The organism is Kitasatospora purpeofusca (assembly GCF_042691725.1).
Lineage (GTDB): Bacteria > Actinomycetota > Actinomycetes > Streptomycetales > Streptomycetaceae > Kitasatospora > Kitasatospora purpeofusca_B.
The window spans coordinates 4,598,974-4,614,332 of sequence record NZ_CP170483.1; the positions used below are offsets into that span (position 1 = coordinate 4,598,974).

Consider the following 15,359-nt stretch of genomic DNA (forward strand, 5'->3'; position numbering starts at 1 on the left):
GTCCGCGTGAAAGGAAACTGACCACCAGTGGTCGACGACAACCGTCCCGAAGGCGAGCAGCCCGAGACTCCCGAGGCCGCCACGGCCACCATGCGCATCGAGCCGGTCGAACTCGAGACCGAGATGCAGCGCTCGTACCTCGACTACGCGATGAGCGTCATCGTCAGCCGGGCGCTGCCCGAGGTGCGCGACGGCCTGAAGCCGGTGCACCGCCGCGTGCTGTACGCGATGTACGACGGCGGCTACCGCCCCGAGAAGGGCTACTACAAGTGCGCCCGCGTCGTCGGCGACGTCATGGGCAACTACCACCCGCACGGCGACACCTCGATCTACGACACCGTGGTCCGCCTGGCCCAGCCGTGGTCGATGCGGATGCCGCTGGTGGACGGCAACGGCAACTTCGGCTCCCCGGGCAACGACCCGGCCGCGGCCATGCGCTACACCGAGTGCAAGATGGCGCCGCTGGCGATGGAGATGATGCGCGACATCGACGAGGAGACCGTCGACTTCGCGCCGAACTACGACGGCCGCTCGCAGGAGCCCACCGTCCTGCCCGCCCGCTTCCCCAACCTGCTGGTCAACGGTGCCACCGGCATCGCGGTCGGCATGGCCACCAACATCCCGCCGCACAACCTCCGCGAGGTCGCCTCCGGCGCGCTCTGGTACCTGGAGAACCCGCAGGCCTCCAACGAGGAACTGCTGGACGCCCTGATCGAGCGGATCAAGGGCCCGGACTTCCCCACCGGCGCGCTGATCGTCGGCCGCCGCGGCATCGACGACTACTACCGCACCGGCCGCGGCTCGGTCACCATGCGGGCCGTCGTCGAGGTCGAGGAGATCCAGGGCCGGCAGTGCCTGGTGATCACCGAGCTGCCGTTCCAGGTCAACCCGGACAACCTCGCGCTGAAGATCGCCGACCTGGTCAAGGACGGCAGGGTCGCCGGCATCGCCGACGTCCGCGACGAGTCCTCCTCGCGCACCGGCCAGCGACTGGTGATCGTGCTCAAGCGCGACGCGGTCGCCAAGGTCGTGCTGAACAACCTCTACAAGCACACCGACCTGCAGACCAACTTCGGCGCCAACATGCTGGCCCTGGTCGACGGCGTGCCGCGCACCCTGTCGCTGGACGCCTTCATCCGGCACTGGGTCAACCACCAGGTCGAGGTCATCGTCCGGCGCACCACCTTCCGGCTGCGCAAGGCCGAGGAGCGCGCCCACATCCTGCGCGCGCTGCTGCGCGCCCTGGACATGATCGACGAGGTCATCGCGCTGATCCGGGCCTCGGCGAGCGCCGACGCCGCCCGCACCGGCCTGATGGAGCTGCTCGTGATCGACGAGCTCCAGGCCAACGCCATCCTGGAGATGCAGCTGCGCCGCCTGGCCGCCCTGGAGCGCCAGCGCATCACCGACGAGCACGACGAGCTGCAGCGCAAGATCGACGAGTACAACGCGATCCTGGCCTCGCCGACCCGCCAGCGCGGGATCATCTCCGAGGAGCTCACCGCGATCGTCGAGAAGTACGGCGACGAGCGGCGCTCGACCCTCATCCCCTCCGACGGCGACCTCTCCATCGAGGACCTCATCGCCGAGGAGGACATCGTCGTCACGATCACCCGCGGCGGCTACGTCAAGCGGACCCGCTCCGACCTCTACCGCTCGCAGAAGCGCGGCGGCAAGGGCGTGCGCGGCGCCCAGCTCAAGCAGGACGACATCGTCGACCACTTCTTCGTGACGACGACCCACAACTGGATCCTGTTCTTCACCAACAAGGGCCGGGTCTACCGCGCCAAGGGCTACGAGCTGCCGGACGCCGGGCGCGACGCCCGCGGCCAGCACGTGGCCAACCTGCTGGCCTTCCAGCCGGACGAGCACATCGCCCAGGTGATGGCCGTCCGCACCTACGAGGACAAGCCCTACCTGGTCCTCGCCACCCGGGCCGGCCTGGTGAAGAAGTCCCCGCTGAAGGACTACGACTCCCCGCGCTCCGGCGGCCTGATCGCGATCAACCTGCGCCAGGACGAGGAGGGCCGGGACGACGAGCTGATCGGCGCCGAGCTGGTCTCCGCCGAGGACGACCTGCTGCTGGTCTCCCGCAAGGCGCAGTCGATCCGCTTCACCGCCACCGACGACGCGCTGCGCTCCACCGGCCGCGCCACCTCCGGCGTCAAGGGCATGTCGTTCCGCGCGGACGACGAACTGCTCTCGATGAACGTGGTCCGTCCGGGCACCTACGTCTTCACCGCGACCGACGGCGGTTACGCCAAGCGCACCGGGGTGGACGAGTACCGTGTCCAGGGACGCGGCGGCTACGGCACCAAGGCGGCGAAGATCGTCGAGGGCCGGGGCTCGCTGGTCGGCGCGCTCGTCGTCGACGAGAGCGACGAGATCATGGCGATCACCCTGTCCGGTGGAGTGATCCGCACGAGGGTTTCCGAGGTTCGTGAAACCGGACGTGACACCATGGGCGTCCAACTGATCAACCTGGGTAAGCGCGATGCGGTCGTGGGAATGGCCCGCAACGCGGAGGCCGAGGACGAGGAGTCGGCGGAGGACGAGGTGACGGGCACCGAGTCCACCGAGGTGGCCGAGGGTACGGAGACGGCGCCGGGCGGCGGGACCGCCCAGGCCTGACCTCGTACCGCGTCGGCCGGTACCGTCACGTCCGTACACGACGTGGCGGTACCGGCCGCCGACCAGTACCGGGCAATCCCGCCGGGCGCTGGATGACGAGTGACGAAGCAGGGCGGTGCGCCGTCCCTGGTGGGAAGTGCGGGAGGACCAGTGAGTGGAGCCACGGGTGCTGGGGGAGGCGCCGCCGGCGGCCGTCCGGGCGCAGCACAGGGCGGTGGGGCGTACGGCGTTCCGCAGCCGCCGGCCGAGCACCCGGCCGCGTCCACCTCGCTGATGCCGCCGGTCGGCGGGGCGGGTCAGGGCGGGACGTACGGCGGCCAGCCGACGCCTCCGCCGCCGGGCGCCCCGGCGGCGGGCAACGGCTTCTCCCAGCCGACCACCTACGCCAAGGGGCAGCCGACCCCGCCCCGGGGCACCCGGGTCGGCGGCGGCAACACCCCGCCCGGCGGGACGCCGGCCGCGGGCGCGCGCCGTCCGGCCGCGCCGCCGGCCTCGGGCGGCGGCGCGCTGGGCCGGACCAGGAAGGCCCGGCTGCGGGTGACCAAGGCCGACCCGTGGTCGGTCATGAAGGTCAGCTTCCTGCTGTCGCTGGCGGTCGGGATCATCATCATCGTGGCGGCCGCGGTGCTGTGGATGACGCTGGACTCGCTCGGCGTCTTCGACTCGCTCGGCAAGACCCTGAAGGACGTCACCGGCTCGGACACCAACGGCGGCGGCCTGAACATCATGGACTACGTGGGCTTCGGCAAGGTGATGACCTTCACCTCGCTGATCGCCGTGGTGGACGTGGTGCTGCTGACCGCGCTCTCCACCCTCTCGGCGTTCATCTACAACGCGGCGGCCGGCTTCACCGGCGGCATCGAGCTCACCCTGGCCGAGGAGGACTGATCCCCAGGATGTGATCCGGGATCAGTTTCCGCCATGGGCGGGGACTTTCCGTCCGCGGGCGGAATCAGCGGGCCCCACCGGCTGTTGCAGCCGGTGGGGCCCGTCGGCATTCGGGTGACAGCCGCGCAGCGCGGCGCGCCTCCCGGACGGGCCGGGGTCGCGGTGGGCTTGGATGAGTCCGCTCGTTCCGCGTCACCCGGCCGCCGCAGGCCTCCCCGGTCCCCACCGGACGGGTCCGGGACGGCTGCTCAGGCACGGCAGGACGGAGACGCGCGATGGCGGAGCTCGCAAGGCGGCTGGTCGAGGCCCTGGACGGGCTGCTGGGGATCCCGGTGCCGCTGCGGGTGCAGGCCTGGGACGGCAGTGTCGCCGGGCCGCCGGGGGCGCCCACCGTGGTGCTGCGCAACCGCCGGGCGCTGCGCCGGCTGCTCTGGCACCCGGGCGAGCTGGGCCTGGCCCGCGCCTACGTCTCGGGGGACCTGGAGGTCGCCCCGGGCACCGACCTGTACGACGTGCTGCGGGCCGTGGCGCGCTTCGCCGAGCGTCCGGAGATCCGCCGGCTGCGGCTGGGCCCCGGCGACGTGCTGGGCGCCAGGGGCCGCCGGGTGGTGGGCGCGCTGCTGCGGGCCGGTGCGCTCGGCCCCGAGCCGGTGCCGCCGCCGGAGGAGGCCCCGACGGGCCGCGGGCGGCTGCACAGCCGCGGCCGGGACCGCGCCGCGATCCACCACCACTACGACGTCGGCAACGACTTCTACGGCCTGGTGCTGGGTCCCTCGATGGTCTACTCGTGCGCCTACTGGGAGCCCGCCGCGAAGAGCCTGGAGGCGGCGCAGGAGGCCAAGCTGGACCTCATCTGCCGCAAGCTCGGCCTGCGGCCGGGGATGCGGCTGCTGGACGTCGGCTCCGGCTGGGGCTCACTGGTGCTGCACGCGGCCCGGCACTACGGAGTGAGGGCGGTCGGCGTCTCGATCTCCGAGGAGCAGGTGGCGCTGGCCCGCCGGCGGGTCGAGGAGGCCGGGCTGGCGGACCGGGTGGAGATCCGGCTCCAGGACTACCGGGAGATCCCGGACGGCCCGTTCGACGCGATCTCCAGCGTGGGCATGGCCGAGCACGTCGGCGAGGCCCAGTACCGGGTGTACGCCGAGGGCCTGTACCGGCTGCTGGCGCCCGGCGGCCGGCTGCTCAACCACCAGATCGCCCGCCGCCCCGATCACCCCGGTGAGCCGTACCGTCCCAGCCCGTTCATCAACCGCTACGTCTTCCCGGACGGCGAGCTGTCCCCGGTCGGTTCCACCGTCTCCCGGCTGGAGGAGGCGGGCTTCGAGGTGCGGGACGTCGAGTCGCTCCGCGAGCACTACGGGCTGACCCTGCGTGAGTGGGTGGCCAATCTGGAGGCGCGCTGGACGGAGGCGGTCGGGCTGGTGGGGCGCGGCCGGGCGCGGGTCTGGCGGCTCTACATGGCGGCCTCGGCGCTGGCCTTCGAGGAGAACCGGATCGGGGTCAACCAGATCCTCGCGGTGCGCAGCACCGCCGAGGGCGCCGCGCACCTGCCGGCGACCCGCGCGGAGTGGCTGGCCGCCCCCGGAACCGTCCCCGGTACTGTCCCCGGCACCGCCTCCGACCTGCCGGTCCCGGAGGGGCCCGGGGCGGGCCCGGCCCAAACGGATTTGGGGGATCGGGGATCGGTCCGCTAATCTTTCAGTGCGGCAAGGGGCTATAGCTCAGACGGTTAGAGCGCTTCCCTGATAAGGAAGAGGCCACAGGTTCAAGTCCTGTTAGCCCCACCACCGCGAAGGGCCCGGAGCGATGCTCCGGGCCCTTCGGCGTTGTGTCCGCGTTCCCGGAACCACGGGCGCCGTCCGGGTGTTCTACCGGTGGAGGCCGGGGCTCGCCCCGGCGGTGTCCGACGGTGGAGGCGGTGACGCAATGGGTCTGGTCTTCGCGATGACCATCCCCGGCCTGGTCTGTCTGCTGGTGGCGCTGGCCTTCGTCGACCAGCTGGCGTTACGGGCGCGCCGGTCGCGCCTGGTGCCGTGGCGGGGGACCGGCCGGGAGGGGCAGATCTCGGCGACCGGTTTCGAGCAGCTGCACGCGCAGTTCGCGGCCGGCAAGCAGCACGAGCTCGACGAGCGGCAGAGCACCCTGATGCTGCGCGACGAGGAGGACGACGGGGCCCCGCCGCGCACCCGGGTGGACCTGGCCTCGGGGGTGGCGGTGGTGGTGCCGCCGTCCGGTTCCCGGGCCGGTTCCGGGCCCGGTGCGCAGCCCGGTTCCGGCTCCGTCGGGCGGGAACGGTGACGGCTTGGGGCCGGGCCGACCGTACGACAGGAGGTGTGGCGTCAATCCTCCGGCCGGACCGGTCGGTTGGAGGCAGCGGTGGCTGGTCACGATTGGGACACCGGTGTGTATCATCGGCCGCAAGGGCAGTCCGGCATCCCGACCGCCCGTTCGTGCTCGTAACACAACCACGGACTCCTCGGCCCGATCGGAACGATCGGCGCCCGGCTGCCGAGTCCGTCAACGCAAGAAGGACGAGGTCCCGCGGTGAAGAAGCTTCTCCTGGTCGCCCTGGTCGCCCTCGGCGGCTTCTTTGTCTACCGTCAGGTCCAGGCGGACCGCGCCGAGCAGGACCTGTGGACCGAGGCCACCGACCCGGTCCCGGCCGGTCGCTGAGGCCCCCGGCGATCTGACGATCGACAGTCTTCCCAGGCGCCGGACGGCGCCTCCAGGGCCGGTCGGCCCGGTCGGGTGACCGGGTCGGCCGGAGTTTCCGGTCCCGCACGGCAGGAGTGCCGGGACGGGGCACCGGATCCGCACCGGAACCGGGTACGCTGGTGTCCGGCGGTGCGCCCGGTGCCGCCCCGGGGCTTTAGCTCAGTTGGTAGAGCGCTGCCTTTGCAAGGCAGATGTCAGGAGTTCGAGTCTCCTAAGCTCCACAGTTCTCTCCACCGCGCGTGGACGGCGATCGGCCGCTGACCTGATTCCCGGTCAGCGGCCGATTCGCGTTCTCACTGCGGGTCGCGCGGGTCCTGCGGCTCGGAGCGGTCCTCCGCGGGCGCCGCGGCCGACGCGGGGCCGGCGGCGTCCGGCGAGCCGTTCACCGAGGCGTCCGGGCCGGTGCCCGAGGCGGGCGCGTCGGCCGGTCGGGTCGCCGACGGGGGCTCCACCAGCCATTCCGGGTTGCTGCGGTGCCGCCACCACTGCCAGGTGGCGATGCCGCTGCCGATCGCGATCAGGCCGGCCACGGCCAGTCCGGTCGCCCAGCCGGCCCGGCACGACCTGCGGGCGTTGCGGGCCGCGAGGTCGCTGATCTCGGCCGAGGTGACGTTGCCGCGCATGGCGGTCAGCGCGGCGGCGCCGCGGGTCTGGGCCTCCTGGGCGACCGGGACGACGGCGGCGCGGGCCTCCTCGACGGCGTGCGCGACCTTGGGGGCGACGGTGCACCGCGCCTGGTCGGCGGCCCTGGCCGCCGAATGTCGGGCGGCCAGGGCGGCCTCCTGGGTGCGGTGCAGGGCTTTCAGGGCGTTCTGCTGGGCCTCCGGCGGCAGGCTGGCGAAGGCGTGACCGACCTGGGGGGCGATGTGCCGGTCGTACTGGACGCGGACGGTGTGGGCGGCCTGCGAGGCCTGCTGCCGGGCGCTGTCCGCGAAGCTGCCGGCCGTCGCTCGGGCCGAGTCCAAACGGGTCACGAGTCTCTCCTCCTGGTGGCGTCCTTTATGCACATATCCACCTGAATGCTGATCATGCATCCTGGTTTGTCCGATGGCATGCCGGAGTGGGCCGTACGCGGGGCGGGCTGGGCCGGTGGGAGGCCGTCGGAGGGCGGTCCGGGGCCGGACGGGCCGCTCGGTCGGGTGTGCGGCCGCAGTAGGCTGGCGGTTCCGGCGGGGGTGCCCGTCGGGAGCGCGTACGTGTCGTCGCAGCAAGTCGTGGCAGAAGGGGATAGCCGATGCTCCCGGACGAGCCGAGGCCGCCGATCGACCCGACCCCCGGGACGGGTGGCGGGAGCGGGCTGTCGCGCTGCTACCGGCACCCCGAGCAGGAGACCGGCATCGGCTGCTCGCGCTGCGGCCGGCCGATCTGCCCGCAGTGCATGGTGAACGCCTCGGTGGGCTTCCACTGCCCGGAGTGCGTCAGCGAGGGCGGCCGCCAGGTGCGGCGGGCGACCACCCGCTTCGGCGGGCGCCCGGCCACGGACGCCGCGCTGGTCACCAAGGCGCTGATCGGCGTCAACCTGGTGGTCTTCGTGCTGGCCGCCTACGTGCTCACGCCCTGGCTGGCCTTCGACCTCGAACTGCGCAGCTTCTCCCCCGACCGGTTCTACCCGTTCGCCAACGGCGTCGCCGAGGGCCCGGGCCAGTGGTACCGGCTGCTGACCGCCGTGTTCCTGCACACCGCGCCCTGGCACATCGCCACCAACATGCTGGTGCTCTGGGTGCTCGGCCCGCAGCTGGAGGCGGCCCTTGGACGGGTCCGTTTCCTCGCGCTCTACCTGCTCTCCGGCCTGGCCGGCAGTGCCTTCGCCTTCCTGCTGGCCGGGGACGGGATGCGCTCGCTCGGCGCCTCTGGGGCGGTCTTCGGCCTGCTGGGCGCGACCGTGGTGCTCTACCGCCGGGTCCGGGCGCCGCTCGGGCCGATCATCGCGCTGCTGGTGTTCAACCTGATCGTCACCTTCTCGGTGCAGGGGATCGACTGGCGCGCGCACCTCGGCGGCCTGATCGCCGGGATGCTGACCGCGGCCGGCCTGATGTACGCCCCGCGGGCCCACCGGGCGGCGGTGCAGGGGCTGACGCTGGCGGGCGTGGCCGGCCTGGTGCTGGCGATGGTGCTCGCCGGGACGGCTGCCTACGGCGGGTGATCCGCCGGCGGCGGACCGCACGGACGGGCGTGCGGTGCCCGCACGGTTGTCCACAGCATGTGCGGGGTTGTGCACAGGCCGTGCGAACAATCCGGGGCGGACACCTGTTCTACGCGTGTCCTGCTGTGCGGATCCCCTGGGCGAAGCGAGGGCGCGCGGCGAGGTGGAAAGCGCCCCCGGCGTGAGTTATCCACAGGCCGGTGCGACTTTTCCCCAGTGTGGATAACTATGTGGATAAGCATGATGAGCAGATGATCGCGAGCGCCATCGCGGAGCCTGTCCGCCGTCCGGGCGCACCACGAAGCCGCCCCGGACGGATCCGCCCGGGGCGGCGGTGAAGGAGCTCAGGGCAGCAGCCCCGGCGTCACTTCCACTGGGTGGAGACGCCGAAACCCGCCGCGATGAAGCCGAAGCCCACCAGGATGTTCCAGTTCCGCCAGCTCTCCACCGGCCAGCTGCCGCTGGTCACGTAGTAGGTGACGATCCAGACCAGGCCGATCAGGAACATCGCCAGCATCAGCGGGGCAACCCAGCTGCGGCCCGAGCTGATCTTCACCGTTGCCGTGGTCGGCGGGGTGTAGTCGGACTTCTTGCGGAGTCGAGACTTCGGCACGAGGAGCTCTCCTGTCGATGCGCTGTGACCGCGCAGGGGTTCACGGTGGTGTGGCGGCGTCCGTTAGCGTAGTGGTTCGGCGGGTCCGAAGGAGATAAGGGTACGGTGCCTAATTTGTCGATTCCCCCTCGGCCGGCCCCTACCCGCGGCTCCGGCACCCGAATTGTCGGACGTGCCCTGACCTGCGCCGTCTTCGCGCTCGCCGGACTGCTCTTCTACATCAGCGCGCAGACGGCGCGCGGCACCGACCTGCGCACCGACAACTCGCTGCTCAGCCTCTCCGACGTGATAAGGCAGCGCAGCGCCCAGAACCAGCAGTCCCAGGCCCAGCTCGCCGAGCTCCAGGAGCGGGCCCAGCGGCTCACCGGCCGGCAGGGGAGCCCGGCCGACGCCGCGCAGCTCACCGCCCTGGAACAGGCCGCCGCCCTGGACCCGCTGCAGGGCCCCGGCCTCACCGTCACCCTCAATGACGCCCCGCCGAACGCGACCGCGCGCGTCCCCGGGGTGCGCGAGCCGGACGTCAACGACCTGGTCATCCACCAGCAGGACATCCAGGCCGTGGTCAACGCGCTGTGGCGCGGCGGCGCCGAGGGCGTCCAGGTGATGGACCAGCGGCTGATCTCCACCAGCGCCGTCCGCTGCGTCGGCAACACCCTGCTGCTCCAGGGCCGGGTCTACTCGCCGCCGTACGTGGTCAAGGCGGTCGGGAAGACCGACGCGCTGCGCGCCGCGGTGGAGGCGGACCCGACGGTCCGCAACTACCTGCAGTACGTCCAGGCGTACGGACTGGGCTGGAAGGTGCAGGAGGGCGGCGACCTCTCGCTGCCCGGCTACTCGGGAACGGCGGACCTGCGCGCGGCCACCGGCCAGCAGTAGACCGGCCGGCGGTAGACCGGCGGGAAGGACCTGACGGTGACGGGCCGGGGTCTAGTCTTGACCCCAGTCCGCTACGTCGAGGGAGCACCATGTACGGCTGGATCTGGCGTCACCTGCCGGGGAACACCCTGGTCAAGGCCGTCGTCTCGGTGCTCCTCGTGCTGGGGATCGTCTACCTCCTCTTCACCTACGTCTTCCCGTGGGCGGAACCGCTCCTCCCCTTCGGCGACGTCACAGTGGACGGAGACGGCGACGGCGCCGTCGGCTGACCCGGCGGCCCCGCCACCCGCTCCAGTCCCCGCACCCACCGGAGAACGCGCGCCCATGACCTCCCGGCCGATCCCGCCCCGCATCCTGGTCGTCGACAACTACGACAGCTTCGTCTTCAACCTGGTCCAGTACCTCTACCAGCTCGGCGCCACCTGCGAGGTGGTCCGCAACGACGAGGTGACCGTCGAGCACGCGGTGCGCCGCGACGGCGACGGCGGCTTCGACGGGGTGCTGCTCTCCCCCGGCCCGGGCGCCCCCGAGGAGGCCGGCGTCTGCATCGAGATGGTGCACCACTGCGCGCGGATCGGACTGCCGGTGTTCGGCGTCTGCCTGGGCCTGCAGTCGATCGCGGTGGCCTACGGGGCCGTGGTCGGCCGGGCGCCCGAGCTGCTGCACGGCAAGACCTCGCCGGTCGAGCACGAGGACGGCGGGGTGTTCGCCGGCCTGCCCTCGCCGCTCGTCGCGACCCGGTACCACTCGCTGGCGGTCGAACCCGCCACCGTGCCGGACGAGCTGGTGGTCACCGCGCGCACCGCAAGCGGCGTGATCATGGGGCTGCGCCACCGCGACCTCGCGGTGGAGGGCGTGCAGTTCCACCCGGAGTCGGTGCTCACCGAGGGCGGTCACCGGATGCTCGCCAACTGGCTGGCCGAGTGCGGCGACCCGCAGGCCGTCGACCGGTCGGCCGGGCTCGCCCCGGTGATCGGCCGGGGCTGAGCGGCGTGACCGCGGTGCGTCCGGAGGCGGACCCGCAGGGCGGCGGCGCGTACGGACAGCAGCACCCTCCGGCCGCGGACCACCCGTACCGGCAGGAGCAGTACGGCGAGCAGGGCCAGTACGGCCAGTACGGTCCGCACGAAGGGGCGCCGTACCCGCCGGGGCCGTACCAGCAGGGCCAGTACCAGGGGTACGACCCGTACCAGGAGCAGCAGCTCCGGCAGGGCGGCTACATCCCCGCCCAACCGGCCCAGGGCCAGAGCCAGGTCCAGAGCCAGGGCTGGGCGGGCCAGTACGGAGCCGAGGACGGCTGGGGCGTCTACGAGCAGGCCGCGTCCCCCGTGGCGCCCGAGCGGGCGGAGGAGACGCTCCGCCTGCACCTGGAGAGCCCGGACGCGCCCGGGACGGAGCAGGCGGTGTTCGCCGCCGCCGAGACGGTCACCATGGACGCGGTGGCGGGCGCCCCCGCGGCGCCGCCCGCCCCCGGCGGGCGGGCCGAGCGCCGCCGGGCCGCGCAGGGGCGCGGACGGCGCCGCGGGGGCGCCCGGACCGCCGCCGCGGACCGGCCCCGCCCGAAGGAGTCGGTGGCGGTGGTCCTCGCCCGGTTCCTCGGCGAGCTGTGCATCACCCTCGGCCTGGTCATGCTGCTCTTCGTCTCGTACCAGCTCTGGTGGACCAATGTGCAGGCCGACGCGGCCGCCGACGGGGCCCGCAGCCAGCTGGAGGAGCAGTTCGACGCGGCCGCCCCGGCCCCGGCGGCGGGACAGCCGGCCCCGGATCCGGCCAAACCCGAGACGTTCGAGCCCGGCAAGGGCTTCGCGATCATCCACCTGCCGAAGCTCGGCCAGAAGTTCCCGATCGCCGAGGGCACCGCCAAGGGCGCGGTGCTCGACAAGGGCCTGGTGGGGCACTACACGGGGACCGGCATGCCGGCCGACAAGGCGGGCAACTTCGCGCTGGCCGCGCACCGCAACACCCACGGCGAGCCGTTCCGGCGGATCAACCAGCTCGGCAAGGGCGACCGGATCGTGGTGGAGACCGCGACCGCGTACTACACCTACGAGGTCACCGGTGGCATCCCGGAGACCCCGCCGTCCAACGTGAGCGTGATCAAGCCGGTGCCGAACGGCGCCGGGTACGGCGGCGCGGGCCGCTACATCACGCTGACCACGTGCACGCCGGAGTTCAGTTCGAAGTACCGGCTGATCGTCTTTGGCAAGATGATCGAGGAACGGCCGCGCAGCCAGGGCAAGCCGGCCGCCCTCACGGGAGGCTGACCGCGAGCGGGCGAGTAGCAAGGGGAGAGACGTGACGCAGGAGACCGAAGCGGTGGCCGAGGAGGCCTTCCCGCAGCCCGGGCCGCAGGCCCGGACCGGCCGGCCGCCGCGGCGCGGGCGGGCGCTGGCCGTACTGGGGCTCCTCGGCGAGCTGCTGATCACCCTCGGCCTGGTGCTCGGCCTGTTCGTCACCTACTCGCTCTGGTGGACCGACGTGCTGGCGGACCGCTCCGCCGCGGCGGCCTCCGACCAGCTGCGCGACTCCTGGGCGGCCGGCGGACCGGCCGCCCTCCCGTCCGGCTCCCCGTCCGGTCCGGCCGCCCAGGGCGACCCGAACGCCCCAAACGCCCCGGGCGCCCCGGTGCCCGGCGGCGGTCCGACGTCCGGCGCGGGCGGCACCGGCACGGCCCTCGCGGCGGGCACGGGCGTCGGCTTCCTGCACGTCCCCGCGATGGGCCGGAACTACCAGGTGCTGATCCGGATGGGCACCGACGCCGACACCCTGGCCGAGGGCGTCGCCGGGGTCTACGAGCAGCCCTACCGTGCGGCGATGCCCTGGGACGCGTCCGGCAACTTCGCGCTGGCCGCCCACCGGGACGGGCACGGGGCGAAGTTCCACGACCTCGACGCCCTGCACAAGGGTGACCCGATCGTCGTCGAGACCCGGGACAAGTGGTACGTCTACCGGGTCGACAGCACCCTGCCGGAGACCACCAAGTTCGACACCGGCATCGTCGCCCCGGTGCCGAAGGGCTCGGGCTACACCGAGCCCGGCCGGTACATCACGCTGACCACCTGCACCCCGGTCTACACCTCGCGCTACCGGATGGCGGTCTGGGGGAGCCTGGTGCGGGTGGACGACATGGACGCCAAGCGCACCCCGCCCGCCGAGCTGCGGCGCGGCTGAGGCCCCCGAGAGGGCCGGGGAACGCGGGGGCGCACCGGAAACGCCCGAGGGCCCGTCGACGCGGTGTCGACGGGCCCTCGGGCGTTTCCGGGGGACAACCCGGCCGGCCGGCCCGGTGCTGAGGGACTCAGGACCAGGGGAACCAGGGCCTAGTTGTTGTTGGGTCCCCCTTTGGTGTTCGTGGGGTTGGGGAAACCGGGGATCCCGGGGAGGGTGGGTGTGTCGTTCCCTTTGGGCGGGTCGACCGCCTTGGTCATCAGCCCGACCGCGGTGCTCGGGTCCACCTGCGTCCCGGCGGCCGGGGTCGAGGCGAGGACGATCGCGTTCGGGTCCTGCGGGCCACTGGTGACGGTGTACTTCAGGCCCAGGCTCTCCAGCTTCGCGATGGCTTCCTTCAGCGTGACGTTCTGCAGCGGCGGGACGGTGACCTTGTCCGGCGCCTTGAAGATGGTCAGGGTGATCTTGGTGTTGGCCGGCTGCTTGCCGCCCGCCGGGTTCTGCGAGGCCACCGTGTTGACCTTGGTCGGGTCGGTGGTCTGCGCCGTCTTCGAGGCGTCCACCTGGAAGCCCGCGCCCTCCAGCGCGGCCTGCGCGGCCTCCTTCTGCTGGCCGACCACGCTCGGCACGTTGATCTTGGCCTTGCCCTGCGAGACGGTCAGCTTGACCGGGGCGGTCGGGTCGGCGCCGCCGCTGGCCGGGTCCTGGGCCACGACCTGGTCCAGCGGGGCGTTGTCGTCGTCCTTGTACTCGCTCGTGACGTTGGTGAAGCCGGCGTCGGTGAGCGCCTTGAGGGCCTGGTCCTTGGTCTTGCCGACCACGCCCGGCACGGTGGCCTTGGCCGGGCCGGAGGACAGCTGCACGGTGATCGTGGCGGTCTCGGCCACCTGGCCGCCGACCGCCGGGTTCTGCGTGCAGACCTGGTCCTTCTTGACGTTGGCGTCCGGGCAGGCGATCTTCTCGCCCTCGGTGACCACCAGCTTGGGACCGGCCTGCGTGGCGGCCGTCCTGGCGTCCGCCAGGGTCTTGCCGACCAGGTTGGGCACCGCGATCTGCGGTGCCTCCTTCTTGTCGCCGCCCTTGTTGCCGAACATCGCCTGGGCCACGAAGAAGGTGCCGACCAGGACCAGCACGGCGGCGACCGCCAGCACGATCCAGGAGGTGTTGCTCTTCTTCGGCGGCTCCTCGCCGCGCCGGCCGCCGCGGCCGTAGCCGTCGTCGTAGCCGTCGTTGCCGCCGCCCGGGGCGCCGGCGTAGGTCTGGCCGTAGCCGTCGTCGTAGCCGCCGGCCTGCGGCTGGGCGGGGTAGCCGGCCGGGGCGGCCTGCGGCAGGACGGTGGTCGGACCGCCGGGGGCCTGCTGCGGCAGCACGTTGGTCTGGCCGTACGGGTCGTGCTGCTGCGGGTAGCCGTTCTGGTCGTAGCCGTACCCCGCGCCCATGCCGTACGCGGCGGCCTGCTGGGCGGCGGCCACCGGCAGGCCGTCGAGGAAGCGCTCGATGTCGTCGCGCATCTCGTCGGCGCTCTGGTAGCGGTAGTCGCGGTCCTTGGCGAGCGCCTTGAGCACGATCGCGTCGACCTCGGGGCGGACCTCGGGGTCGAAGACGGACGGCGGCTGCGCCTCCTCCCGGACGTGCTGGTAGGCGACCGCCACGGGGGAGTCGCCGACGAACGGGGGGCGGACGGTGAGCAGCTCGTAGAGCAGGCAGCCGGTGGAGTAGAGGTCGGAGCGGGCGTCCACCTGCTCGCCCTTGGCCTGCTCCGGGGAGAGGTACTGGGCGGTGCCGATGACGGCGGAGGTCTGCGTCATCGTCATGCCGGCGTCGCCCATCGCGCGGGCGATGCCGAAGTCCATCACCTTGACGTTGCCCTGCCGGGTCAGCATGACGTTGGCGGGCTTGATGTCGCGGTGCACGATGCCGGCCCGGTGCGAGTACTCCAGGGCCTGGAGGATGCCGATGGTCATCTCCAGCGCCCGCTCCGGCAGCAGCCGGCGGCCGGAGTGCAGCAGCTCGCGCAGGGTGGAGCCCTCGACGTACTCCATCACGATGTACGGGATGGAGATGCCGTCGATGTAGTCCTCGCCGGTGTCGTACACGGCGACGATCGCGGGGTGGTTCAGTGACGCCGCGGACTGCGCCTCGCGGCGGAAGCGGGCCTGGAACGACGGATCACGGGCCATGTCGGCCCGGAGCGTCTTCACGGCGACGGAACGGCCGAGCCGGGTGTCATGGGCGAGGTACACCTCGGCCATGCCGCCGCGTCCGAGGACGCCGCCGAGCTCGTACCTGCCGCCGAGGCGACGAGGCTCTTCCATAGTTCCGACC

Annotated in this window: 14 protein-coding genes and 2 tRNA genes; 13 read left to right on the forward strand and 3 right to left on the reverse strand. The window is 72.5% G+C overall.

The features are described from left to right. Nucleotides 1-90: 90 nt before the first annotated feature. The 7 genes from gyrA (at nt 91) to ACFCLZ_RS19430 (ending at nt 6,455) form a co-directional block, all read left to right on the forward strand. A complete protein-coding gene (gene gyrA / locus ACFCLZ_RS19400; protein ID WP_380286217.1) occupies nt 91-2,631 on the forward strand; it encodes a DNA gyrase subunit A in 2,541 nt (846 codons plus the stop codon). 150 nt (nt 2,632-2,781) lie between these two features. Beyond that, nucleotides 2,782-3,519, forward strand: a complete 738-nt coding sequence (locus ACFCLZ_RS19405) for a DUF3566 domain-containing protein (RefSeq protein WP_380277646.1) — start codon at nt 2,782-2,784, stop codon at nt 3,517-3,519. 275 nt (nt 3,520-3,794) lie between these two features. Next, nucleotides 3,795-5,213, forward strand: a complete 1,419-nt coding sequence (locus tag ACFCLZ_RS19410) for a class I SAM-dependent methyltransferase (protein WP_380277648.1) — start codon at nt 3,795-3,797, stop codon at nt 5,211-5,213. Nucleotides 5,214-5,229: 16 nt separating this feature from the next. Beyond that, nucleotides 5,230-5,306, forward strand: a tRNA-Ile gene (locus ACFCLZ_RS19415). A 139-nt stretch (nt 5,307-5,445) separates the two neighbouring features. Further along, nucleotides 5,446-5,817 carry a DUF6191 domain-containing protein gene (locus tag ACFCLZ_RS19420; protein ID WP_380277649.1) on the forward strand — a complete coding sequence of 124 codons (372 nt, stop codon included), beginning with the start codon at nt 5,446-5,448 and terminating at the stop codon, nt 5,815-5,817. A 246-nt stretch (nt 5,818-6,063) separates the two neighbouring features. Further along, nucleotides 6,064-6,192: a DLW-39 family protein gene (locus ACFCLZ_RS19425; protein ID WP_014137031.1), complete on the forward strand. Its 129-nt coding sequence runs from the start codon at nt 6,064-6,066 to the stop codon at nt 6,190-6,192. 190 nt (nt 6,193-6,382) lie between these two features. Further along, a tRNA-Ala gene (locus ACFCLZ_RS19430) sits at nt 6,383-6,455 on the forward strand. A gap of 72 nt (nt 6,456-6,527) precedes the next feature. Here the strand turns inward: ACFCLZ_RS19430 and ACFCLZ_RS19435 are convergent. Continuing rightward, on the reverse strand, nt 6,528-7,268 hold the full coding sequence (locus tag ACFCLZ_RS19435; RefSeq protein ID WP_380277651.1) for a DUF5324 family protein: 741 nt from the start codon (nt 7,266-7,268) through the stop codon (nt 6,528-6,530). Nucleotides 7,269-7,468: 200 nt separating this feature from the next. Here ACFCLZ_RS19435 and ACFCLZ_RS19440 point away from each other — a divergent pair, with 200 nt between their 5' ends. Beyond that, nucleotides 7,469-8,377, forward strand: a complete 909-nt coding sequence (locus tag ACFCLZ_RS19440; protein WP_380277652.1) for a rhomboid family intramembrane serine protease — start codon at nt 7,469-7,471, stop codon at nt 8,375-8,377. A gap of 364 nt (nt 8,378-8,741) precedes the next feature. On the opposite strand, the gene crgA is transcribed toward ACFCLZ_RS19440, so the two are convergent. Further along, nucleotides 8,742-8,990: a cell division protein CrgA gene (gene crgA, locus ACFCLZ_RS19445; RefSeq protein ID WP_380277654.1), complete on the reverse strand. Its 249-nt coding sequence runs from the start codon at nt 8,988-8,990 to the stop codon at nt 8,742-8,744. Nucleotides 8,991-9,104: 114 nt separating this feature from the next. Between crgA and ACFCLZ_RS19450 the strand changes: the two genes are divergently transcribed. From ACFCLZ_RS19450 to ACFCLZ_RS19470, 5 genes are all read left to right on the forward strand, one after another. Next, nucleotides 9,105-9,866: a DUF881 domain-containing protein gene (locus tag ACFCLZ_RS19450; RefSeq protein WP_380277656.1), complete on the forward strand. Its 762-nt coding sequence runs from the start codon at nt 9,105-9,107 to the stop codon at nt 9,864-9,866. Between the two features lie 89 nt (nt 9,867-9,955). Then, nucleotides 9,956-10,135 (forward strand): hypothetical protein, encoded by a 180-nt coding sequence (locus tag ACFCLZ_RS19455; RefSeq protein WP_355362472.1) that lies wholly within the window; start codon nt 9,956-9,958, stop codon nt 10,133-10,135. 70 nt (nt 10,136-10,205) lie between these two features. Beyond that, nucleotides 10,206-10,853, forward strand: a complete 648-nt coding sequence (locus ACFCLZ_RS19460; RefSeq protein ID WP_380286218.1) for an aminodeoxychorismate/anthranilate synthase component II — start codon at nt 10,206-10,208, stop codon at nt 10,851-10,853. Nucleotides 10,854-10,858: 5 nt separating this feature from the next. Next, complete coding sequence (locus ACFCLZ_RS19465; protein WP_380277658.1) at nt 10,859-12,130, forward strand: class E sortase; 1,272 nt, start codon at nt 10,859-10,861, stop codon at nt 12,128-12,130. Nucleotides 12,131-12,161: 31 nt separating this feature from the next. After that, nucleotides 12,162-13,037 (forward strand): class E sortase, encoded by an 876-nt coding sequence (locus ACFCLZ_RS19470; protein ID WP_380277660.1) that lies wholly within the window; start codon nt 12,162-12,164, stop codon nt 13,035-13,037. Nucleotides 13,038-13,186: 149 nt separating this feature from the next. Here the strand turns inward: ACFCLZ_RS19470 and pknB are convergent, their stop codons facing one another. Beyond that, nucleotides 13,187-15,349 (reverse strand): Stk1 family PASTA domain-containing Ser/Thr kinase, encoded by a 2,163-nt coding sequence (gene pknB, locus ACFCLZ_RS19475; protein WP_380277662.1) that lies wholly within the window; start codon nt 15,347-15,349, stop codon nt 13,187-13,189. Nucleotides 15,350-15,359 lie beyond the last annotated feature (10 nt).